The sequence below is a fragment of the Halomonas sp. OfavH-34-E genome, assembly GCF_024124525.1.
GTDB lineage: Bacteria > Pseudomonadota > Gammaproteobacteria > Pseudomonadales > Halomonadaceae > Halomonas > Halomonas litopenaei.
Map to the genome: position 1 here is coordinate 1 of NZ_JAMXRY010000068.1, position 22,194 is coordinate 22,194.

The 22,194-nt window shown below is 62.2% G+C and carries 18 protein-coding genes and 4 tRNA genes; 11 read left to right on the plus strand and 11 right to left on the minus strand.

The features are described 5' to 3' along the window. Positions 1–860 precede the first annotated feature (860 nt). A complete protein-coding gene (locus NH448_RS21015; protein WP_253029384.1) occupies positions 861–1,337 on the minus strand; it encodes a hypothetical protein in 477 nt (158 codons plus the stop codon). A gap of 101 nt (positions 1,338–1,438) precedes the next feature. Next, positions 1,439–1,837 (minus strand): hypothetical protein, encoded by a 399-nt coding sequence (locus tag NH448_RS21020; protein ID WP_253029385.1) that lies wholly within the window; start codon positions 1,835–1,837, stop codon positions 1,439–1,441. A gap of 1,118 nt (positions 1,838–2,955) precedes the next feature. Between NH448_RS21020 and NH448_RS23730 the strand changes: the two genes are divergently transcribed. After that, positions 2,956–3,063, plus strand: coding sequence for a hypothetical protein (locus tag NH448_RS23730; RefSeq protein ID WP_366078352.1), 108 nt, complete (start codon positions 2,956–2,958; stop codon positions 3,061–3,063). A gap of 182 nt (positions 3,064–3,245) precedes the next feature. Further along, positions 3,246–3,485, plus strand: coding sequence for a type II toxin-antitoxin system RelE/ParE family toxin (locus NH448_RS21030; RefSeq protein WP_306169410.1), 240 nt, complete (start codon positions 3,246–3,248; stop codon positions 3,483–3,485). Positions 3,486–3,682: 197 nt separating this feature from the next. Here the strand turns inward: NH448_RS21030 and NH448_RS21035 are convergent, their stop codons facing one another. Continuing rightward, a complete protein-coding gene (locus NH448_RS21035) occupies positions 3,683–4,396 on the minus strand; it encodes a GntR family transcriptional regulator (RefSeq protein ID WP_253029386.1) in 714 nt (237 codons plus the stop codon). A gap of 289 nt (positions 4,397–4,685) precedes the next feature. Here NH448_RS21035 and NH448_RS21040 point away from each other — a divergent pair, with 289 nt between their 5' ends. The 5 genes from NH448_RS21040 (at position 4,686) to NH448_RS21060 (ending at position 9,791) form a co-directional block, all read left to right on the plus strand. Beyond that, a complete protein-coding gene (locus tag NH448_RS21040) occupies positions 4,686–6,095 on the plus strand; it encodes a flagellar biosynthesis protein FlgA (protein WP_253029387.1) in 1,410 nt (469 codons plus the stop codon). Positions 6,096–6,171: 76 nt separating this feature from the next. Then, positions 6,172–7,140 (plus strand): tripartite tricarboxylate transporter substrate binding protein, encoded by a 969-nt coding sequence (locus NH448_RS21045; protein WP_045994607.1) that lies wholly within the window; start codon positions 6,172–6,174, stop codon positions 7,138–7,140. Between the two features lie 92 nt (positions 7,141–7,232). Continuing rightward, positions 7,233–7,814: a tripartite tricarboxylate transporter TctB family protein gene (locus NH448_RS21050; protein ID WP_253029388.1), complete on the plus strand. Its 582-nt coding sequence runs from the start codon at positions 7,233–7,235 to the stop codon at positions 7,812–7,814. Positions 7,815–7,860: 46 nt separating this feature from the next. Beyond that, entirely contained in the window at positions 7,861–9,354 is a 1,494-nt protein-coding gene (locus NH448_RS21055) for a tripartite tricarboxylate transporter permease (RefSeq protein ID WP_045994605.1), read from the plus strand. A 194-nt stretch (positions 9,355–9,548) separates the two neighbouring features. Next, positions 9,549–9,791, plus strand: a complete 243-nt coding sequence (locus tag NH448_RS21060) for a type II toxin-antitoxin system Phd/YefM family antitoxin (RefSeq protein ID WP_253029389.1) — start codon at positions 9,549–9,551, stop codon at positions 9,789–9,791. 201 nt (positions 9,792–9,992) lie between these two features. On the opposite strand, the gene NH448_RS21065 is transcribed toward NH448_RS21060, so the two are convergent. The 5 genes from NH448_RS21065 to NH448_RS21085 form a co-directional block, all read right to left on the minus strand. Then, positions 9,993–10,068: transfer RNA gene (locus NH448_RS21065), tRNA-Asn, on the minus strand. A gap of 58 nt (positions 10,069–10,126) precedes the next feature. After that, positions 10,127–10,202 (minus strand) — tRNA-Asn (locus NH448_RS21070). A gap of 46 nt (positions 10,203–10,248) precedes the next feature. Beyond that, a tRNA-Asn gene (locus tag NH448_RS21075) sits at positions 10,249–10,324 on the minus strand. Between the two features lie 339 nt (positions 10,325–10,663). Next, positions 10,664–10,740, minus strand: a tRNA-Met gene (locus NH448_RS21080). A 205-nt stretch (positions 10,741–10,945) separates the two neighbouring features. After that, positions 10,946–11,827: a choline ABC transporter substrate-binding protein gene (locus NH448_RS21085; RefSeq protein WP_253029394.1), complete on the minus strand. Its 882-nt coding sequence runs from the start codon at positions 11,825–11,827 to the stop codon at positions 10,946–10,948. A 322-nt stretch (positions 11,828–12,149) separates the two neighbouring features. On the opposite strand from NH448_RS21085, the gene betI reads away from it, so the two are divergent. From betI to NH448_RS21105, 4 genes are all read left to right on the plus strand, one after another. Then, positions 12,150–12,770 carry a transcriptional regulator BetI gene (betI, locus tag NH448_RS21090; RefSeq protein ID WP_213229620.1) on the plus strand — a complete coding sequence of 207 codons (621 nt, stop codon included), beginning with the start codon at positions 12,150–12,152 and terminating at the stop codon, positions 12,768–12,770. A gap of 161 nt (positions 12,771–12,931) precedes the next feature. After that, positions 12,932–14,401, plus strand: a complete 1,470-nt coding sequence (gene betB, locus NH448_RS21095) for a betaine-aldehyde dehydrogenase (protein ID WP_253029390.1) — start codon at positions 12,932–12,934, stop codon at positions 14,399–14,401. Positions 14,402–14,479: 78 nt separating this feature from the next. After that, positions 14,480–16,279 carry a choline dehydrogenase gene (gene betA, locus NH448_RS21100; protein WP_253029391.1) on the plus strand — a complete coding sequence of 600 codons (1,800 nt, stop codon included), beginning with the start codon at positions 14,480–14,482 and terminating at the stop codon, positions 16,277–16,279. Positions 16,280–16,508: 229 nt separating this feature from the next. After that, positions 16,509–18,959 (plus strand): acyl-CoA dehydrogenase, encoded by a 2,451-nt coding sequence (locus tag NH448_RS21105; RefSeq protein ID WP_253029392.1) that lies wholly within the window; start codon positions 16,509–16,511, stop codon positions 18,957–18,959. A 60-nt stretch (positions 18,960–19,019) separates the two neighbouring features. Here NH448_RS21105 and NH448_RS21110 read toward each other — a convergent pair whose 3' ends face one another. From NH448_RS21110 to NH448_RS21120, 3 genes are all read right to left on the minus strand, one after another. Further along, positions 19,020–21,059, minus strand: coding sequence for an SLC13 family permease (locus tag NH448_RS21110; protein WP_108132968.1), 2,040 nt, complete (start codon positions 21,057–21,059; stop codon positions 19,020–19,022). 181 nt (positions 21,060–21,240) lie between these two features. Further along, positions 21,241–21,801 (minus strand): carboxymuconolactone decarboxylase family protein, encoded by a 561-nt coding sequence (locus NH448_RS21115; protein WP_045994599.1) that lies wholly within the window; start codon positions 21,799–21,801, stop codon positions 21,241–21,243. Positions 21,802–21,899: 98 nt separating this feature from the next. Next, positions 21,900–22,194: aminotransferase class III-fold pyridoxal phosphate-dependent enzyme (locus NH448_RS21120; RefSeq protein ID WP_253029393.1), on the minus strand; the 295-nt coding region annotated here is incomplete at its 5' end.

Consider the following 22,194-nt stretch of genomic DNA (forward strand, 5'->3'; position numbering starts at 1 on the left):
CCCGACAGGGAACGATATGGCAAGACGAGGACGGCCAGGAGGACTCTCCGCAAACCAGAAGCAGTTACTCTGGGAGCAGTGGCAAGCAGGTCAATCGTTAAGTGAGGTCAGTCGGCTACTTTGTCAGAATCCAGGATCGGTACATCGTGTTCTGTCCACCAGCGGTGGTATCGCACCGCACCCTCGTTCACGATCCAGTCGGCACTTTTAAGCGAAGACTCAAGATCCATTGGCTGAACTGTCGACTTTTTCTAATTTTTGCTTGTGGATTGAGGGTATCGGAAATACGTACTTTTGGGATCATAGCCACTTATTAGTTTTATCTGCTTCTCTAGGTTAGGGCTCAATGTCCAATCAGTACTACTTGGAAGATGATCAAGGATTGACTGGTAGACAGACTTAAAATAGCTGCATAAGACATTTAAGTTATGAGTATTGGACATTGGACGCCACTTGTTATTAATTAAGATAGCTGAGTTATCAAAGCTAAAATTGTCTCCGAAGAAAATGTTGTACTTTTTTTTAAGTATGTAAATCATCAACTTTAAATAAAGCTCCATTGCATGACGCTGTAAATAGCCTATCGGAGATAGAAGGTCTCGATTATTCTCTGAGCCGATTAGAACTTTAGCTGCCTCTCTAAAACGCCAAGCCGAGATACCAAGCCCCTTGTCGAGATGCATATCAGGAGGCGCAATAAATATATTAATTCTCTAATATTTCTCCGAATTTAAATAATATACTTAACGCCCTGTTAAGGTGTGAGCAACGGAATACCGATGCTCCCGCATACCACCTGAACAACCAAACACAGCGCATGGAAAAAATGCCACGCGTTGCGAATCACTCTTGAACAGTTTTTAGTTTTTGAATGCGGGAAGCACAATATCTACAAGGCTTGTGATTAAAAATAAAACAATACCAACCATATACATCTTGAATATAGCTTGGTCATCTTTTTCAATTTTAACTAAGTCATTGATTTTTTCTTTGTAGACTGTGTTTTTATCTTCAGAAATTTTAGTTTCCTCAGCATTAGTTTGCACATCAAAACTTAAATATTGAGAAGAGATATCAGCCTGATTAACTGCGTTTTCGATGTTTTCAAATTCGATTTTCCGCCCTAAGGCTTGCAAGGTTCCATAGCCTAAAAAAAACCAAGCACCGAACTTAAGCGTATTATTGGCTAACGTAATAAGGTTTGTAGCAGAGTCTTTACCTTCTTGCAAATGAAAAATCAAACCAACTATCCCAAAAAAAACTGTAACAAAAATAATCTGACAGAATGCTGAATTAAAATTTCTTGTTTTAACTAATTTTCTTAAACGAGGATGCAATTTTATTCTCCTGAAAACTAACGCCTAAGTTAAGCTGCTGCCGTGCTGCAGCGAAGCGGATGCATGGCAGTCGGCTTGAGCGTCTGGTTGGGTGCGATCGTCTACGCTTGAACTGCAATTTGTGCACCGTAAACCATAAGACAGAGGCCTGACGCTAGGGTGAAAAATACAAAAATTCCGATCACCCAGCCAATGGAGTTGAGCAGTTTTAGATGCTTATCAACCCACTGGGAATTTATTTGTAACAAGAATGCTTCTAGCACCATGTATGCTTTGAGGAGTACTGCAAAGATCACAGACGCTAACAGGCACCACCATGCTATAGCTGTCACGCACTGAACTTCGTTTGTGATGATACCTGAGCCTTTGTTTCCAAGGATTATTGAGATCGACAGTGATAGTCCCCCACCCGCTAAAATAAAAACACCATTGATGATTGAATCTACCCGACTTCTGATTTCTTTCCATTCTTCAAAGTTTTTCTCAAGATAAGACGACACGAGGCCTCCTAGTGCAACCAACTTTTTTTATTCATAGGGACTCTCATTTCTCTTCCACATGTATCTGTCTACATTCCAGTTTATGCCTCTAAAACCCTTCGTAATTCTTTTACTCTAATTCGGGGTCATCTGAGAGAATACGCGCATAATCATGTTCAAAGTGCGCATGCCAAAAATCGCTCTTCAGTGATTACAAACCCATTGATTGTCCGTAACTTTAAAGCGCTTGTGCGTTATAAACTCGCCCTCTGATGCATCACTTCGAGCATGCCTGTAAATCCTATGCCTAGTTTCGTATACACGCAGAGAAACGGCGAAGTCATACGGCCAAGAGAAAGGCCTACCTCCCATTCACCCATGAACTATCGGACAGGCACGCTACCGCCACGGCGGCCATACGACATGACCACCCAGGCGGCGAAGGCCGCTGTGCGATCACGAGTACGGAAGGAATTGAGGGCGGGTAACCGAAACGGCAGTACGCTGCCAAACAGGCGGCAAGGCGCCTGCATTGAACGTCAGATTAGCGTTGGCTGGTCATCCCTTGGCCATAGTCGGCTTTCCTATCCCTGCGCATGATCGTTATTTTCGTGCTCTTAGCGGCACTGTTTAGAGTTTGGCATGTGCCAATAGCAGCAGAATAGACAAAAGATGTGAGGAATGGGAACGAATTTACGCGTTTTTTGGCTTAAGTCTTACAAACTGTCGAATTTCGGAAACCGCTTTTTGGAAGCACTTGCTTGCGTCTGAATCGGGTATAGGGATTTGATACTGGTACGACAGCCATGCCCAGCGCGAGCAAGCAATCACTCGCATATGGCGGATGGGTGGTATAGCTTGTTCAGCTCGGCGCTAGGTAACCGCGATGCGTTTTTGATCCACCACCGAACCTTGCCGCCATTGACCGGAACGACTCCGCGCGCCTGTGAGGCAACGCTTCCAGGTATCGCTACCAGGAAGCGTATTCACACCCAGCGCGGCAAGCGGGCCTGGGTTGCCATACTGAGTACCAAAACGAGCCAATATACGTGAATACGTCAGAATGAGCTGCGAGGCTTCAGATGGATACCCGTGTACAGTTTCGCATCGATGAAGAGACTAAGCGCCTAGCCCAGCAGATGGCAGAGAGCCAGGGGCGTACGCTCAGTGACGCCTGCAGGGAATTGGCAGAACAACTCGCCGAGCAACAGCGCCAAGCAACAGCGCCAAGCAACGTCACACCATGACTGGTTATCGCTTCAGGTCAAGCGAGCGTTTGACAGGCCCGAAGCCGGTGCAGCGACCTTTGTCGATCATGAAACCGCAAAATCCCGGATGGCAGAACGAAAGTCACGGATCCGCGCCCGTGACCTTGCCCCGGTAATCGGCGATTCCAAGGGAAGAAGAGGGTCTGACAAGGCGTGAAGCCATTTTCGACTTCCTCTACCAGTTCAATCCTGTGGTTGCCGAACGGACTGATGGCCAGATCGAGGAAAGGGCAGAACTGCTGATGCTGCAACCGCTACTCGGCGTAGAGCGCCAAGGTATTCCTGGTCGCTTGCTAATCCTTCCGGAAGTATCGCTTCTGATCTCCTATCAGTTGGCAGGCTCAGATATCCGGATCATGCGGGTCCTTCACCAAAAGCAGCAATTCCCGCCCGCCGATTGACGGCTAATCACTCTCTGACCGCAAAGGCTCGAAGCGGACGTAGCTTCTTGGCTCGGCTGATGGACGGAGTTAGCCGGCCCCTCCCCTTCGCTCGATATTCGTTTAGCGTCATTACTTCACCTGCTCTGCATCCTGCCCATCAGTGTCTCGCTATCACGCCCTTGGCTGGCCGGCGTCGCCTGCCGCACCTACCTCACCTATTGGCCGCTCTCGGTGTCAACATCGGCGAGAGGCTGGTCCTTGGGTGCGGGGTTGGCGTACTTCATCCAGGTCTTGCCGAGGTGGTTGCGCAGTTCGTTGCCCACTTGCTTGCCGTCGCGGGCTTCCAGGGCGGCCATGATGGCTTCGTGCTCGTCCATGGCGACGGACCACTTCTCGTTTTTCAGGTTGGAAAGATAACGCACTCGGTAGAGCTGTCGGCTAAGTGTGGCGTGAATCTCGATCAGGGAGTTGTTGCCGGAGAGCGAGACGATGCGGTTGTGGATCGCCTGGTTCAGGCGAAAGTAGTTCTGGCGGTCGCGTCGCAGGAAGGCGGCCTTCATCTCGAAGTGCAGGGCCTGCAGTTCGGCGATGTCGTCGTCGCTGGCATTGGTGCAGCAGAGCTCCGCGGCTGACTGCTCCAGCACGCTCAGCACGTAGGCCTTTTCCTGCACGTCCTGGGGGCTGACGTCGGCGACCACCGCACCCCGGCGTGGGGAGATGACCACCAACCCTTCTGCTGCGAGGATCTTGAACGCCTCGCGCATGGGGGTGCGCGAGACGTCCAGTTCTTCGGCCAGCTTGCGCTCGGGCAGCCGCTGTCCGGGCTGGAAGTGATCCATCACGATATGTTCACGCAGGTAGTTGGCGACCTTCTCCACCAGTCCTTCGCGTGCGTCCACTGCCGCTTCGTCCATCGTTATCGCCGTCATGGTCTTCGATATCTAAAGAATGGCATACCGTTTTTTGACGGGCAAACATTTACGCGGTTTGTCTCACTTCATTTATTCGTTGTTATTCAACGATATAACGCACATTTTTTGTCTTATGCGACCAAGGTCTATGCCCCAATCGTTTGACCATCAAAATGGTATACCACTACATTTCTCTGCATCTTGATCCCGCCCGATCCTTCCAGACCGAGGCCTTCAACCCGCTCAGGCAGCCCCCCCGGCATCGCGCCAGCGGTGGGCCAGGCCAGCACGGAGACGCTCTACGACCATGAATTACCTTCACCACTTTGATACCGCCACCACCGTCGAGGCATGCGTCGCGGGCGCTGGCGATTTCGGTCGCGGCATCCTCCGTCAGGCCCAGCAGATGCCCGGCATGAACGCGCGTATCGCGGTGGACATCAGCGCCGAGACGGCCGCCCAGGCGTTCGAGAAGGCCGGCATTCCGGCCTCGCAGATTGCGGTATGCCAAACGTCGGACGAGGCAAACGACGCCTGGCAGGCGGGTAAGTTTGTCGCCTGTGGCGATCTCGAAGTGGTCAAGCACCTGGATTTCGACATTCTGGTGGAAAGCACCGGTATACCAAACGCCGGTGCCGCCCACGCGGCCAGTGCGCTCAAGGCCGGCAAGCACGTCGGTATCGCCACCAAGGAAACCGAATCGGTGGTCGGCCCCTACCTGACCCGCCTGGGTAACCGCCACGGCCGCCTGTTCACTCCGCTGGACGGTGATCAACCGAGTCTGTTGATCGGCCTGGTGACCTGGGCCCAGACGCTCGGCTTCGAGATCATTGCCGCCGGCAAGAGCAGCGAATACGACTTTGTCTGGGACGAGGCGGATCAGGCGATCTGGTGCAACGGCATCCGCTTCGACGCCCCGGACATGGCCGACCTGTGGACGCTGCCCGAGGGCGACGAGCGCAGCGTGGTGCGCGCCCGTGGCGAGCACCTGAGCGCCATCCCGCAGATCTCCGCACCGGACCTGTGCGAGATGACCAATGTGGCCAACGCCACCGGCCTTACCCCCGACCACCCTGCCTTCCACGCCCTGGTGCTGCGTACCCATGAGGTGCCGACCCTGCTGGATCTGGAAGGCAACGGCGGCGTGCTCTCCGGCACGGGGCGTCTGGAGGTGTTCAACTGCCTGCGCCGCCCGGACGAGCTGAGCTTCGCCGGTGGCGTCTTTGTGGTGGTGCGCTGCGAGGACGCCCACGCCTGGGAGGTGCTGGACGGCAAGGGCCATATCCTGAGTCGCAGCAAGAAAAGCGCCATGGTCTACCTGCCGCGCCACCTGCTGGGCCTGGAGGCGCCGATCTCGCTGCTCGACGCCGTGCTCAAGGGCCTGCCCTCCGGCGGCGGCCAGGCCACCCGCCCGGCGGTTGACCTGGTCGCCCGCGCCACGGTGTCACTCAGCAAGGGGCAGGAGCTTGAGATGAAGGGCCATCATCGCCACATTGCCGGCCTTCAGCCCGAGGTGCACCCCGCCGCTGCACTGGTCGATGCCACCCCGGTGCCCTTCTATCTGCTGCCCGGCGCCACCCTCAAGCGCGATGTGGCTGCAGGACAGTTGATCAGCGTGGCCGACGTACAACTGCCGGATTCCACCTTGCTCCACCTTCGCCGCGAGCAGGACGCGATGTTCTTCTCCACCGCCGAATCTTCCTCCGAACCGGCCTGACGTCATGTCGGGCCACCTGGCAACCACTGGGCAGACGCCCATGCTCAACCACAACAACCACCCCCAGGAGAACGCCATGATCACCCGAAACGCGATCATCACCGCCAGCGCCCTCGGCCTGTCGCTCGTCGTTGCGAGCCCCGCCGCGCTGTCCGCCGACGAGGCGGCCGACTTCCCCTCCAAGCCGCTGCAGTTCCTGGTCGCCGCCGGCGCCGGTGGCGGCACCGACAACTTCGCGCGCACCATCAAGCCGCTGCTTGAAGAGGCCATGGACACCCGCGTGACGGTGGTCAACCTGCCGTCCGCCTCCGGCGCCCTGGCCCACCAGCGTACCGCCAACGGCGACGCCGACGGCCACACCCTGGACTTCGCCTCCTCGACCCTGGTCACCTCGCTTGCCGCCGGCCAGAACCCCACCGGCCTCGACCAGCTCACCCCGGTGGCGCGCATGCAGTCCGACGTGATGACGCTGATCGTCGATCCGGACAAGTACGCCGACTTCGACGCCTTCATGGAGCACGCCAAAGCCAACCCGGGCCAGGTCATCATCGGCGGCACCCACGCGGCCAGCCCCGACCGCATGGCCTTCCTGTCGTTCCGTGACGCCACCGGCCTGGACATCAGCTTCATCCCCTACGACGAGGAAGGCAGCGTCGCCGCCAACGTCATGGGCGGCAACATCGATGGCCTGTTCGGCGAGATCAGCTCGGTGCTGAGCTACATGGAATCCGGCGAGATGATGCCGATCCTGGTGTTCGCCGAAGAGCGTCTGGAGAACTTCCCGGACATCCCCACCACCGTCGAGAACGGCTGGGACCTGACCGACGGCAACGAGCGCGGCATCTTCGTCCACGCCGACACCCCGGACGCCATCGTCGAGAAGCTCGAATCCACACTGAAGAGCGTCTACGACTCCGAGACCTACCAGGAGTATGAAGAGCGGGTGAACCTGCACTACCGCGAGGGCTGGCTGGGTAGCGACGACTACCGCGAGAAGCTCGAGCAGAACCTGGAACTCTACACGCGGCTTCTGGAAAACACCTGATCCCGTGGACTGGCGGGCCGGGTACTACCCGGCCCCTCACCTTGCGCTGACGGGACTCGCTCCCGCTGGCCCGCCGTGAACCGAGCCTCACCATGCATACCAAGTTCACCGTCTTTGCCGTCCTGCTGCTGGTACTGGCCGCCGTCACCCTGGTGCCGACGCTTGATTTCCCGAGCTCCGAGGACGTCTCGACCTTTATCGGCCCGCGCCTGTGGCCGCTGTCGCTGTTGCTCCTGCTGATCGTGCTGTCGGCGACCCTGCTGGTCTCCACCCGCATGAGCCAGGCCAAAGAGCGTGCCAGCGACGCCGAGGCCAAGGCTTCGATGGAGAAAGCCCCAGCGACTGACCCCGGCCAACAGGCTGACGCCGGCCAGGCCAGCGCCACCGACAGCGCCACCGACAACGTTACCGACAGCACCACCGAAGCCGCTGACGTTGCTCTTAACCCTGGGTTTCTTGCCGCCAACCGCCACTGGTGGCTGATGGGCACCACCGTTGCCTACACCCTGCTGATGCCGGCCATCGGTTTTCTGCTGGCCACCGTGATCTTCACCCTGGCCTGCACCCTGCTGCTTGGCGCGCGCCACTGGGCGGCCCTGCTTGCCACCGTGGTCATCGCCGTTGCGCTGATCCAGGGCGTGTTCTCCACCCTGCTGGGCATCCCCCTGCCATGACACCCAGCCGGTACGATTTTCCACCAGTATTTCGCGGGAGCTGACGATGCTGGAGAGTTTTCTCAGTGGGCTAGGCGTGGTCTTCCAGCCCATGAACCTGTTGATCCTGACCTCGGCCGTGTTCATCGGCTTTATCGGTGGCGCGCTGCCGGGCATCAGCGGCGTGATCCTGGTGGTCATCCTGCTGCCGGTCACCTACGGCATGGAGCCCACCCAGGCGTTCATGCTGCTGACCGCCATCTACGGCTCCACCGTCTTCTCGGGGCTGATCACCGCCATCCTCTATCGCGCCCCGGGCACCCCGGAGGCGGTGATGACGGCCTTCGACGGCTACCCCATGACCCAGCAGGGCGAGGCCGGCAAGGCGCTGGGCATCGGCGTGCTGAGCTCGGCGGTGGGCGGGCTGGTCGGCACCATCGCGCTGATCATCTTCACCCCGATGCTGGCCTCGGTGGCGCTGAAGTTCTCCTCCCCCGAGTACTTCGCACTCGCCATCCTCGGCCTGACCGTGGTGGCCTCCCTCGGTGGCCGGCTGATCCTCGGCTTGATCGGCGCCACCCTGGGCCTGTTGATCGCCACCATCGGCATCGACCCGCTCACCGGAACCAGCCGCTATACCTTTGACAACCTCAACCTGGCCGAGGGGGTCGGGCTGATTCCGGTGATCGTCGGCCTGTTCGCGGTGTCCGAGGTGATGAAGCGCTCCCTGAGCCGTGACGCCGAACAACCGCTGACCAAGGTCAAGATCAAGATCTTCGACGCCCCCATCCTGAAGAAGATCGGCGTCACCCTGTCGCGCTCATCCATCCTTGGCGTCATCATCGGCATCCTGCCGGGCATCGGCGCCAGCACCGCCGCCATGGTCAGCTACAGCGAGACCGTGCGCTGGTCCAAGCACCCAGAGAAGTTCGGCAAGGGCGCACCGGAAGGTATCGCTGCACCGGAGGCCGCCAACAACGCCGCCGCCATGGGCGCCCTGGTGCCGCTGTTCGCGCTCGGGATTCCGGGAAGCGGTACCACCGCGATCATCCTCGGCGCCTTCATCATGCATGGCCTGCAGCCGGGGCCGATGTTCATGCTGACCTCGAGCGACCTGATCTACGCGGTGTTCGCTGGGCTGTTCGTGGTGAACTTCATGATCCTGGCGTTCTCCAAGCCGTTCATCAAACTGTTCACCCGGCTGCTTAACGTGCCCTACTCGGCGCTGGGCCCGATCATCCTGATGTGCTGCATCGTCGGTACCTACTCGGTGCGCAACTCGATGTTCGACGTCTGGCTGATGCTTGGCTTCGGTGTGCTCGGCTTCCTCTTGGAGAAGATCAAGTTCCCGCTGGTCTCGATCATCCTTGGCCTGGTGCTCGGCCCCATCGCCGAGAGCGAGCTGCGTCGCTCGCTGGCGATGTCCCAGGGCGATCTCGGCATCTTCTTCTCGCGCCCGATCAGCGCAAGCCTGATCGCCATCGCCGTGCTGCTTCTGGGCACCACCATCGTCATTGCCCTGCGCAAGCGGGCGAGGAACCGGGCCGCTGCGATGGGCTGAGGTGATAAAGCCACACATTGGCTGACCACCAGCACCCTCCCCACGCAGAAACGACATCGCCCTCGTTGCCGATCAGGCAACGAGGGCGATTTTTTTGCTGAATCATACGCGGGTGCCAACAACGCTATCTAAGTCGGGCGGCCTGACGGCCAGATGCCCATCTTGTCCTAAGCTTATCCAACAGGAGGTGGCCGATGACTACAGTAACCGTCGAGAATGCTCGCGCTGAGCTCGAAGCCTTGATCGACAAGGCATTGGAAAGCCACGAACCTATTTTCATCACCGGTAGAAGAGGTGACGCCGTCTTGCTGGCGGAAGATGACTGGCGTGCCATCCTGGAAAGCCTCCACCTGGCTTCCCTACCGGCCATGGGCGAATCGATCAGGGAAGGGCTGGAAACCGATCTCGGCCAGTGCGAGCGAGAACTAAAAAGGTGACTTGGCAGACAGGCTAGAGAGAACGCTTCGCCCCAAGCGCAAACTTGCTGCGACACCGCTTTTTACGCTCAGGCATCGCAAGCCTCCGCAAGAGTGCGGCAGAAAAACGCAAAGCATGAAGCAAATCCTGGGACGGAAATCCCGGATAGTTTCAATAAAGAGAAGAGACGGCAGGAAAGGAAAAACACCGAAAATCAGCACTGGCTCCCCGAACAGGACTCGAACCTGTGACCCAATGATTAACAGTCATTTGCTCTACCAACTGAGCTATCGGGGAACAACGATGTGCAGTACTTCAAGCTTGGCGACAATGTCAGTAATGCTGCAAGGCAAGATGGCTCCCCGAACAGGACTCGAACCTGTGACCCAATGATTAACAGTCATTTGCTCTACCAACTGAGCTATCGGGGAATTACCTTGAATTGTCGGTGCGTGACGCGGGATCAACCGTTGCGGTTGGCTCCCCGAGCAGGACTCGAACCTGCGACCCAATGATTAACAGTCATTTGCTCTACCAACTGAGCTATCGGGGAATCGCCTCAAGCACGGGGCGTAGTATACGGATCGCTCCGAGATCGTCAAGCCCGGTTGCGCTTTTGTTGACCCAAGGACTGGCTTAACCCGCTGATCCGCCTCGTAACCTGGGTTCGGGGCGGCTCTGGCTGCCGTCACGATGCACTGCACATCCTGAAGCCCTATCCTGAAGCCCTGCCCTGAAGTTCTGCCCTGCACGTTAGCCCCTCGCCCACCGGCCAGATGCGGGCGGGTCACAAACGCTGAAAGGCAGTGCCAGACGATGGCTGACGGGAGGCAAAAAACCGACGCATACGAAAGCACCCGCTGACCGGGGTCAGCGGGTGCTTTCTAAATCCTGGTGGCTACGCCCTGACTCGAACAGGGGACCCCATCATTATGAGTGATGTGCTCTAACCAACTGAGCTACGTAGCCTTTTGGGTCGTCGTGCGGCAAAAGCGCCGTGTCGACGGGGGAGAATTATGCACACCGTTCATGAACTTGGCAAGCCCGCCTGCGAAATTTTCGACGGCGGGCCTGCCTGCTCTCCCCCGGCCTGGAACGCTCTGGGCTTGTTAGACAGTCAGCTCAGGCTTGTTCAGCGCCCCAGTGCTGGCTTGTTCAGCGCCCCAGTGCTGGCTTATTCAACACCCAACTCCGCCTTGACCACCTCGAGGGCTGGCTCGCCATCGGCGGTCTCCACGCCTTCGAGCCAGGAGGCGAGCAGCTCCGGGTTGGCCTTGAGGTAGTCGCGGGCGGCCTCGTCCGGGGCGGTGCCGTCATCCATGATGGTGCCCATCAGCTGGTTTTCCATCTCCAGGGTGAAGCTCAGGTTGCTGAGCAGCGCACCGACGTTGGGGCAAGCGTCGGTGTAGCCTGCGCGGGTGTTGGTGTAGACGGTGGCACCGCCCAGGTCGGGGCCGAAGTAGTCGTCGGCGCCTTCCAGGTAAGCCATGTCGAAGTTGGTGTTCATGGGATGCGGCTCCCAGCCGAGGAACACCATCCATGTCTCGTCGGGGACGCGGGCACGCAGCTCCGCCAGCATGCCGGCCTCGCTCGAGTCGATCAGCGACCAGTCGCCGAGCCCAAAGGCGTCATCGTCGATCATCTGCTGGATCAGCTCGTTGCCGTCATTTCCGGCCTCGATGCCGTGGAGTTCGCTGTTGAACTTGTCGGCGTGCTCGTCGAGATCCGCCACCGAGGTGACACCGGCGTCGTAAACATACTGCGGCACCGCCAGGGTGTACTTGGCCCCTTCCAGGTTGGCCCCCAGGCGGTCGACATCACCCTGCTCGACGTAGGGGTCGCTGATGGACGCCATGGACGGCATCCAGTTGCCGAGAAAGACATCGAAGTCGTCGTTCTTCATGCCCGAGTAGGCGATCGGCACCGAGACGGTGTCGATACGCGTCTCGTAGCCCATGGCCTTCAGCACTTCGGTGGTCAAGGCGGTGGTGGCGGTGATGTCGGTCCAGCCGACTTCGGCGAAACGCACCGGCTGGCAGCTGTCATCGGCGGCCATCGCCTGGGGGGCGGCAAGGCCGGCGATGGCAGCCGCCAGTACGGACAGAGCGGGAATCGTCGGGGTCGTCATGATGCACTCCTTGTTGAGGTTATCGGTTGCAGTATGGTGGCCTGTTCACGACTGTGCCGTTGAATCGACCAGATTTTGATTGAACGTCCAATCAATAAAAGGCATACTCTCTACATCCTAACCTCGGGGGTGCCTCGAGGAGCAAGTCACTAGATTCAACTCTTGAGCACGATATCGCTCGAGACGCGCATCAACAGATTCACCTCTCGGGCACCTCAATGTTCGAGGGCGAACGGCACGGAGGTCTGTCATGCCCAAGGTAGGAATGGAGCCGATCCGCCGCCAGCAGCTGATCCAGGCGACCATGGCGGCGATCCACGAGGTGGGGCTTGCCGATGCCACCATCATGCGCATCGCCCGCCACGCCGGGGTCTCCGCCGGCATCATCAGCCACTACTTCGGTGGCAAGGATGGCCTCTTGGAGGCGACTATGCGCCAGATCCAGCATGACCTGGGCCAGGCCGTGGCGGCGCGGCGCAAGGCGCTGAGCGACACAAGCCCCCGTGCCCATCTGGAAGCGATCATCGACGGCAACTTCGACGCCTCCCAGACCAACGCCCGCGCTGCCGGCACCTGGCTCGCCTTCTGGGCCAACTCGATGCACAAGGCCGACCTGCAACGGCTGCAGAAGATCAACGACCGGCGGCTGTACGCCAACCTGTGCTACCAGTTTCGCCGGCTGATGCCCCGACACGAGGCCCAGCGCGCCGCCAATGGCCTGGCCGCGATGATCGACGGTCTGTGGCTACGCGGCACCCTGTCGCCGGAAGGCCTGGACGCGGTCCAGGCCCGCCAGTTGGCTCGGGAGTACCTGAATCGACTGCTCGACAGCCACGCGCCCGCTGCGGCTCACGAACCCGAACCGGCCTGAGTCTCTTCCGGCTCAGGCCCCGAGCCTCGAGCCGGATCTCAGGCAGACCGAGTGGGCAGGCTCAACGCCTGCGCCACTTGCATGCACATTCTTGCTCTTCACTTATCGCCCCGACATCGCTGTCAGCTTGCTGACACATGCCCTTTCGACAGGAGGATGCCATGGCAACTCTCGAACTCCAGAAGCTCTACATCGACGGCCGTCTGACCGACGCCACCTCCAACGAGACCTTCAGCGTCACCAACCCCTACGATGGCAGCCACCTGGCCGACGTGCAGGTGGCAAGCCAGGCCGACGTGGACGCCGCTGTCGCCGCGGCCCAGCGCGGCCAGAAGGTGTGGGGCGCGATGTCCGGCATGGAGCGCGGACGCATCCTCAACCGCGCCGTGGCGCTGCTGCGCGAGCGTAACGACGAGATCGCCGAGCTCGAGACCCGCAACACCGGCAAGCCGTTCAGCGAGACGTCCACCGTCGATATCGTCACCGGCGCCGACGTGCTCGAATATTACGCCGGCCTCGCCGCCGCCATCGAAGGCAGCCAGATTCCGCTGCGTGAAGACAGCTTCGTCTACACCCGCCGCGAGCCGCTGGGCGTCATCGGTTCCATCGGCGCCTGGAACTACCCGATCCAGATCGCCTGCTGGAAGTCCGCCCCGGCACTCGCCGCCGGCAACGCCGTGGTGTTCAAGCCCAGCGAGGTCACCCCGCTCACCACCATGATCCTGGCCGAGGTGTTCACCGAAGCCGGTCTGCCCGATGGCGTGTTCAACGTCGTCCACGGCGAGGCCGAGGTGGGCCAGGCGATCACCGGCCACCCGGACATCGCCAAGGTCTCCTTCACCGGCGAGGTGGGCACCGGCAAGAAGGTGATGTCGGCCTCCGCCGCCTCCAGCCTAAAGGACGTCACCATGGAGCTTGGCGGCAAGTCGCCGCTGATCGTCTGCCGTGACGCCGACCTGGTCCGTGCCGCCGACGCGGCGATGATGGCCAACTTCTACTCCAGCGGCCAGATCTGCACCAACGGCACCCGGGTGTTCGTCGACAACGCCGTCAAGGCCGACTTCGAGGCACTGCTCAAGGAGCGCGTGGCGCGCATCAAGGCCGGCGACCCGATGGACCCCTCGGTCAACTTCGGTCCGCTGGTCAGCTTCGAACACCAGGAGAAGGTGCTGTCCTACATCGAGCTGGGCAAGCAGCAAGGCGCCCGGGTACTGGCCGGCGGCGACGCCTGGGACCAGGGCGATTGGGCCAAGGGCGCCTGGGCGGCCCCCACGGTGTTCACCGACTGCACCGATGACATGCGCATCGTGCGCGAAGAGATCTTCGGCCCGGTGATGTCGGTGCTCGGCTTCGACTCCGACGAGGAGGTGCTCGAGCGCGCCAACGCCACCACCTATGGCCTGGCCGCCGGCGTCTTCACCGAGAGCCTCAACCGTGCGCATCGTCTGATCCACCGCCTGGAAGCCGGCATCTGCTGGATCAACACCTGGGGCGAGTCCCCGGCCGAAATGCCGGTGGGTGGCTACAAGCAGTCCGGCGTCGGCCGCGAGAACGGCATCGAGACCCTGGCCCACTACACCCAGACCAAGTCGGTCCAGGTCGAAATGGGCCCCTTCGAGTCGGTCTTCTAAGGCCGGCCCGTCGCGACAGCACTCGAACACCGCGTCACGCCTGACCCGGTCACCCCATTGCCTTCAGGGAGGCGTCACATGTCACAGCTCCGTGAATTCGACTACGTCATCATCGGCGCCGGCTCCGCCGGCAACGTCCTCGCCACTCGCCTGACCGAGGACCCGGACGTCCAGGTCCTGCTGCTGGAAGCCGGCGGCAAGGACCACCGCTTCGACTTTCGCACCCAGATGCCGGCAGCGCTGGCCTATCCGTTGCAGGGCAAGCGCTACAATTGGGCCTTCGAGACGGACCCCGAGCCGCACATGGACAATCGCCGCATGGAGTGCGGTCGCGGCAAGGGCCTTGGCGGCTCTTCGCTGATCAACGGCATGTGCTACATCCGTGGCAACGCCCTGGACTATGACGGCTGGGCCAAGCGCGACGGGCTCGAGGATTGGCACTACGCCAACTGCCTGCCCTACTTCAGGAAGGCCGAGACCCGCGATATCGGCCCCAATGACTACCATGGCGGCGACGGCCCGGTGTGCGTGGCCACCCCGAAGCCCGGCAACAACCCGCTCTACCACGCCTTTATCGAGGCGGGTCAGCAGGCGGGCTACCCGGCCACCGAGGACGTCAACGGCTACCAGCAGGAAGGCTTCGGCCCCATGGACCGCTTCGTCACGCCCCAGGGACGCCGCGCCTCCACCGCGCGTGGCTATCTGGACGAGGCCAGGAAGCGCCCCAACCTGACCATCGAGACCCGAGCCACCACCGACGTCATCCTGTTCGAGGGCAAGCGTGCGGTGGGCGTGCGCTATCAGCGCAAGGGCCAGACCCAGGAGGTGCGCACCCGTCGCGAGGTGCTGCTGTGCGCCGGCGCCATCGCCTCGCCGCAGATTCTGCAGCGCTCGGGCATCGGCCCGGCGGACCTGCTGGCGGAGCTCGGCATCGAGGCGGTCCACGTCAACGACAACGTCGGAGCCCATCTGCAGGACCACCTGGAGATGTACATCCAGTACGAGTGCAAGAAGCCGATCTCGCTGTACCCGGCGCTGAAGTGGTACAACCAGCCGGCGATCGGCGCCGAGTGGCTGTTCAAGGGCAGCGGCGTGGGCGCCAGCAACCAGTTCGAGGCCGCCGGTTTCATCCGCACCAGCGAAGAGGAAGCCTGGCCGAACCTGCAGTACCACTTCCTGCCGATCGCCATCAGCTACAACGGCAAGAGCGCGGTGCAGGCCCATGGCTTCCAGGCCCACGTCGGCTCGATGCGCTCCCAGAGCGAAGGCCGCGTGCGGCTGACCTCGGTCGATCCCAAGGCCGCGCCCTCGATCCTGTTCAACTACATGTCCACCGAAAAGGACTGGGAAGAGTTCCGCGACGCCATTCGCCTGACCCGCGAGATCATCGCCCAGCCAGCCATGGACGAGTTCCGCGGCCGCGAGATCTCGCCGGGGCCGGACGTGCAGAGCGACGATGAGCTCGACGCCTTCGTGCGCCGCCACGCCGAGACCGCTTATCACCCCTGTGGCACCTGCCGCATGGGCGACGGAGACGACTGCGTGGTCGACGGCGCCGGACGCGTGCACGGGGTAGAAAGCCTGCGGGTGGTCGACGCCTCGCTGTTCCCGGTGATTCCCACCGGCAACCTCAACGCGCCGACGATCATGCTGGCCGAGCGCATGGCCGACAAGATCCGTGGCCGCGAGCCGCTACCGCCGAGCCAGGCGCCCTACTACGTGGCCAACGGCGCCCCGGCCCAGAAGCCGCCGCAGCGCCGGCTCGAGGAGGCCCATCCGACCCAGAGCGAGCGGCGCCTCTCTGCACGCGCTGGTGCTGGTGCCGGTGCCGGTGCTGGTGTTGGTACTGGTGCTGATAGCACAGCGCAGCCTGGCTGACGCCGGAAAAGCTGCCGCTGGCGGCGACACGATTTAGACGACATCGACCTGGCCCCGTGACTTTCACGGGGCCTTTTTTGTGCAGCTAAGAGACCTCTAGTTCGACCATGGTGCAAGAGGCAAGGTTTTCGATGGCCGGTTGTCAGGCGATGGGCTAATCTGCAAGAATTCAAACAGGCGTTTTATTACAACCACACTTCCTCTCATCGCTCTCCAAGGAGAACCGCCCATGCTCAGCCTGCTCCTGCTCATCTTTGCGGTCGTTGGCCTTATCGCCATCGCCCGCCGCGAGGCCGGGGCCGCGCCTGCCGCCGCCCTGCCCGCTATTCTCGGGGTCGCGGGCCTGGTCCTCGACGCCGAATTCGTCGGCGTACTGCTGCTGATCACCGCCGCCGTCATCGCCGTCTGCGGCCTGCCGGCGCTGCGCCAAGGTTGGCTGTCGCCGCGTCTGTTCGCCATGTTCAAGAAGGTCGCCCCCCGCGTATCGGATACCGAGCGCACCGCGCTTGAGGCCGGCAGCGTGGCCTGGGACGGTGAGCTGTTCTCCGGCCGTCCTGACTGGCAGCGCCTGCTCGACTTCAAGGATGACGGCCTCAGCGACGAGGAACGCGCCTTCATCGACCATCAGTGCACCGTGGCCGCCGGCATGTGCAACGCCTGGGACATCGCCCGCGAGCGCGCCGACCTGCCGCCGGAGCTGTGGGACTACCTGAAGAAGGAACGCTTCTTCGGCATGATCATTCCCAAGGAGTACGGTGGTCTCGGCTTCTCAGCCAAGGCCCAGTCGGCGGTGCTGCAGAAGCTCGCGGTCAACGAGACCCTGATGTCCACCGTGGGTGTCCCCAACTCGCTGGGTCCGGGTGAGCTGCTGCTCAAGTACGGCACCCAGGAGCAGAAGGACCACTACCTGCCGCGCCTGGCCGACGGCCGCGAGATCCCCTGCTTCGGCCTGACCGGCCCCCGTGCCGGCTCCGACGCCACTTCGCTGCCGGACGTCGGCATCGTGTGCAAGCAGGAAATCGACGGCAAGGAAGTGCTGGGCCTGCGTCTGACCTTCAACAAGCGCTGGATCACCCTGGCGCCCATCGCCACCGTGGTCGGCCTGGCCTTCCGCATGTTCGACCCGGATCACCTGCTGGGCGACACCGAGGACCTCGGCATCACCTGCGCGCTGGTGCCGCGTGATACCGACGGCATGGAGATCGGCCGTCGCCACCACCCCATCGGCAGCCCCTTCATGAACGGTCCGATTCGTGGCAAGGACGTGTTCGTGCCGCTGGACACCATCATCGGTGGCCCCGAGATGGCCGGCGAAGGCTGGCGCATGCTGATCGAGTGCCTGTCGGTTGGTCGCTGCATCACCCTGCCCTCCGGCGCCACCGGCACCGGCCGCTACGCCATCGGCTGGGCCGGCGGCTTCGCCCGCATCCGTCGCCAGTTCAATGTGCCGGTAGCCGAGATGGAGGGCATTCAGGAGCCGCTGGCACGTCTTACCGCCAAGGCCTACATCGCCCAGGCGGCGGTCTACCAGACCGCCAACACCATCGACCACGGCCAGGCGCCGGCGGTGCCATCGACCATCCTCAAGAGCCAGCTGACCGAGTTCCAGCGTGACATCCTGGCCGACGCCATGGACATCCACGGCGGCAAGGCGGTGACCCTGGGCCCGCGCAACTACCTGGGCATCGGCTACAGCGCCAACCCGGTGGCGATCACCGTGGAAGGCGCCAACATCATGACCCGCAACCTGATGGTGTTCGGTCAAGGCGCGATCCGCTGTCATCCCTACGTGCTGGAGGAACTGGCGGCCAAGGACGCCGATGACGCCAAGGCCTTCGACCGGGCGTTCTTCCGCCATGCCGGGCTGATCTTCGGCAACGCCGCCCGCGCCCTCACCATGGGCCTGGGCATCGGCAAGCCGTCCTGCCCCTTCGACGAGGTCGCCCGCCCTTACGCCCAGGACGTGGCCCGTCTGTCCGCCGGCTTCAGCCTGTGCGCCGACGCCGCCATGGCGAGCCTGGGCGCCGAGCTCAAGCAGCGCGAGATGCTCTCGGCGCGTCTGGGTGACGTGCTCTCCAACCTCTATCTGGTGAGCATGGTGATCAAGCAGTGGCACGAGGGTGACAAGGTCGAGGGCGAGGCGGAACTGATGCACTACGCCTGCCGCTTCCTGCTCAACCGCGCCGAGACCGCCTTCGTCGAGGTCTTCGACAACCTGCCCAACCGGGCGCTGGGCAAGACCCTGAAGGTGCTGGTGATGCCGCTGGGCCGCCGCTGGGCACGCCCCCACGACGACCTGGCCCGGTCCATCGCCCGTGCGGTGTCCACCGACAGCGCCCTGCGCAAGAAGCTCTTGGTCGGCGCCTGGGACAGCAACGACCAGGTCCAGGACAACCCGGTGGCGCGCTACAACGCCCTGCTGGAAACCCAGGACCGCGCCGAGGTGCTCTATCGCCAGATCAACAAGGCGTACTCCAAGGGCAAGCTGCCGGTGCAGGCGCTGCACCCGGAAGAACGCCTGGAAGCCGCGCTCGAGGAAGGACTGATCAGCGAGGAGGATGCCGACTTCATGCGCAAGCGCGAGGCCGAGGTGCTCGACATGCTGAGCGTGGACGACTTCGCCTTCGACGCCTTCGTCACCGACAAGGAAAAGATGAACCACCACAACGTCACCGCGTAACGCCGACGTTTCGCGCACCACCACGACGCCCGGGCCCAGCCCGGGCGTTTTCATTGGCCGTTATTGCAGCGGCCAGACCAGCATGATCAGCGGGATGGCGACCACCATCACCACCAGGGTCAGCGGCAGGCCAAGGCGCCAATAGTCGCTGAAGTGATAGCCCGCGGGGCCCATCACCAGGGTGTTGGACTGGTGGCCGATGGGCGTCAGAAAGGCGCAGGAAGCGCTGATCGCCACCACCATCAGGAAGGGGTCAAGCGACAGCTCGAAACCGCTGGCGAGACTCGCCGCGATGGGCGCCATCAACAGCGCCGCCGCCGCATTGTTGATGACGTTGGACAGCAAGGTGCTGACCATGAAGAGCCCCGCCAGCACCAGGATGGGCGGCCACTGGCTGCCAAGCCCGAGCATCGCATCGGCGATCAGACCTGCCCCGCCGCTGGACTCCAGCGACTGCCCCACCGGAATCATCGCGCCCAGCAACACCACCACCGGGCCGTCGATGGCGCGATAGCCCTCGCGCAGCGGCAGCACCCCCACCAGCAGGGTGACCAGCGCGGCCAGCGACAAGGCCACCGCCGCCGGCAGCAGATCGAACAGCATGGCCGTGATGGCGACGGCAAAGATGCCCACCGACAGCGCAAGCTGGCGCGGCTGGCCGAGGGTCAGGCGCCGGTCTGCCAGCGGCAGGCAGCCAAGCACCGTCAGGCTCTCGCCCAGCCCTTCGGGATCGCCCTGCAGCAGCAGCACGTCGCCGGGCCGAAAACGAATATCGCGCAGACGCTGCTTGAGGCGCCCACCGTCACGGGCCACCGCCACCAGGTGCAGGCCGTACTGATGGTGCAGGCGCAGCTCGGCGGCGGTGCGGCCACTGATGGCGGCGTCGTTGCGCACCACCGCCTCGATCAGGTGCAAGTCTTCGGGGGCCTTGTCGTCCTGGCGCTCGTCGCCGTCCTCGGTGCCCCGCGCCGCCTCACGGGTCTCGTCCAGGGTGATGCGGCGCTCTCGCGCCTGCTCGTCCTCGTCGACCAGTTGGCGGGTACGCTGGGCCAGTGAAGCGGACCCGGCGTCGCCGTCTGCGTTCAATGGCTGGGCCGACGTCGATGCGGCCGCTGCGTTGTCCGAGGACCGCACCGGGTCATCGCTGTCGGCCTGCTCGGTGTTGCTCTGCTCGGTATCGGTAGGCTCGGCATCAGGATCCGGCGCCTCCTCGGGTGTCAGACCGACCCGCAGTCCGGCACGATCTTCCAGCGCCTTGAGCTCCTCGGGCCCAGCCTCCAGCAGCAGGATGTCGCCCTCCTTGAGCACCCCATAGAAAGAGTGACCGGCGTAGCGATGACCGCCCCGCACCAGCGCCAGCACGGGCACGTTGTCGTCGAGCTTGCGCCTGAGCTTGTGCAGCGACCAGCCCAGGGCCTGGGCATCGGCGTCGACCCGCACCTCCACCAGATAGTGGGCGGTATCGAACATGGCGTCGCGGCTGGCCTGGCCGGTGCGCCTTGGCACCAGTCGCCAGCCCAGCAGCACGATAAAGGCAACCCCGGCGAGTGCCACGGCGCCGCCCACCGGGAAGAAGTCGAACATGCTGAAGCGCTCGCCGGCGACGCTGGCGCGGTAGCTCGAGATGATGATGTTGGGCGGGGTGCCGATCAGGGTGGTGAGGCCACCCAGCAGCGAGCCGAAGGCCAGCGGCATCAGCAGGATCGACGGCGAGGTATCGTGTTCGCGCGACATCCGCAGGGCCACCGGCAGCAGCAACGCCAGCGCCCCCACGTTGTTCATGAAGCCCGACAGCACGGTGACAAGGCCGGTCAGCGCCAATAGCTGGTACAGGAGCCTGTCGCCGACCTTGAGCACCTGGGCGGCGATCACGTCCACCACCCCGGCCCGCTCGAAGCCACGGGACAGCACCAGCACCGCCACCACGGTGATCACCGCCGGATGGCCAAAACCGGAAAAGGCCTGGTCGGCCGGCACCAGCCCCAGCACCACCGAGGCCAGCAAGGAGGCCAGCGCCACCAGATCGAAACGAAACCGCCCCCAGACGAACGCCGCCAGCGTCAGCCCGAGCACGATAAATACCAGAAGACTGTCGTCCATGCCGGCCCCTCCCTGGGCGGCGCCCTGACGGGCGATTGCAGAGTGCTGGAGGTCGCGAAAGCGTCACCGAGAAAGCGCCAGGGTACCGCTGATTCAGCGTAGCCTAAAACACCTTGTCAGCGCGCCTAGGAGGGTTCGACGAAGGGCCGGCTTCGTCAACGAGCTGGGGTTCGGCAAAGGGTTAGGGTTCGTCAAAGGGCAGCGGTTCATCGCCTCGGCGAACCTCGAACACGTTCAGCGTCATCGCCACAAGGGCGTAGTAGCCAAGCACCCCGACCAGTTCCACCACGGCCTCCTCGCCGAAGGCCTCCACAGCCCTGTCGTAGGTGGCCTGATCGACGCGCCGGTGCTGATACAGCACGCTGGCCAGGCGATGGACGATGACTTCATCGCTGCGCTCGAAGGTCGGTTGGCGGCCTTCTCGCAAGGCCTCGACCACCGACTCGGACAGGCCGGCCTTGAGGGCTATGGGGGCGTGGATCTGCCACTCCGCCTGGGACTTCCACCAGGCCGCGGTGGTCAGGATGGCAAGCTCGGTGAGGCGCAGCGGAAGCGAGGTATGGTAGCGACAGAAGGCGCCCAGGCGCTGGGCATGGTCGGCAAGCTGCGGGCTGTGCACCCAGGCCAGGAAAGGACCATCGAGGTTGCCGCGGGGGCCGCTGAGGATATCGTCGAGCACCCGGCGCTGCTCCGCGCTCATGGTGGCGTCGTCAAGCTCGGGCAAGCGGGAACGAAGGGTCATGCTGTCATCCTGTACGTGGGAAAAAAGGTAGCAAGCCCGCCCCTTGGCGGGCCTGGTGTGTCAGTGGTGTTGCGCGGGCCGAAGCGCCAGGCATGGACTCAATGGCCCACCTGGCCAAGCGCCTGCTGCAAGGCGGCGTCGAGCTTGTCGACGATCTCGTCGAGATGATATTCCTCGACGATATAGGGCGGCGCCAGCAGCACATGGTCTCCACGGCGTCCGTCCAGGGTACCGCCGGCGGGGTAACACATCAGCCCCTGGTCCATGGCGGCGGCCTTGACCGCGGCGTTGAGGCGTCGGTCGGGGTCGAAGGGCTCCTGGCTGGCCCGGTCCGCCACCAGCTCGAGTCCCAGAAACAGCCCGCGTCCACGAATATCGCCGACGTGCGGGTGG

Bases quoted from the DNA above. Each gene is read 5' to 3' on its own strand.
- NH448_RS23730 (WP_366078352.1), top strand. From the start codon at position 2,956: ATGGCAGAGAGCCAGGGGCGTACGCTCAGTGACGCCTGCAGGGAATTG.
- NH448_RS21035 (WP_253029386.1), bottom strand. From the start codon at position 4,396: ATGACGGCGATAACGATGGACGAAGCGGCAGTGGACGCACGCGAAGGA.
- NH448_RS21040 (WP_253029387.1), top strand. From the start codon at position 4,686: ATGAATTACCTTCACCACTTTGATACCGCCACCACCGTCGAGGCATGC.
- NH448_RS21045 (WP_045994607.1), top strand. From the start codon at position 6,172: ATGATCACCCGAAACGCGATCATCACCGCCAGCGCCCTCGGCCTGTCG.
- NH448_RS21050 (WP_253029388.1), top strand. From the start codon at position 7,233: ATGCATACCAAGTTCACCGTCTTTGCCGTCCTGCTGCTGGTACTGGCC.
- NH448_RS21055 (WP_045994605.1), top strand. From the start codon at position 7,861: ATGCTGGAGAGTTTTCTCAGTGGGCTAGGCGTGGTCTTCCAGCCCATG.
- NH448_RS21060 (WP_253029389.1), top strand. From the start codon at position 9,549: ATGACTACAGTAACCGTCGAGAATGCTCGCGCTGAGCTCGAAGCCTTG.
- NH448_RS21085 (WP_253029394.1), bottom strand. From the start codon at position 11,827: ATGGCCGCCGATGACAGCTGCCAGCCGGTGCGTTTCGCCGAAGTCGGC.
- betI (WP_213229620.1), top strand. From the start codon at position 12,150: ATGCCCAAGGTAGGAATGGAGCCGATCCGCCGCCAGCAGCTGATCCAG.
- betB (WP_253029390.1), top strand. From the start codon at position 12,932: ATGGCAACTCTCGAACTCCAGAAGCTCTACATCGACGGCCGTCTGACC.
- betA (WP_253029391.1), top strand. From the start codon at position 14,480: ATGTCACAGCTCCGTGAATTCGACTACGTCATCATCGGCGCCGGCTCC.
- NH448_RS21105 (WP_253029392.1), top strand. From the start codon at position 16,509: ATGCTCAGCCTGCTCCTGCTCATCTTTGCGGTCGTTGGCCTTATCGCC.
- NH448_RS21110 (WP_108132968.1), bottom strand. From the start codon at position 21,059: ATGGACGACAGTCTTCTGGTATTTATCGTGCTCGGGCTGACGCTGGCG.
- NH448_RS21115 (WP_045994599.1), bottom strand. From the start codon at position 21,801: ATGACCCTTCGTTCCCGCTTGCCCGAGCTTGACGACGCCACCATGAGC.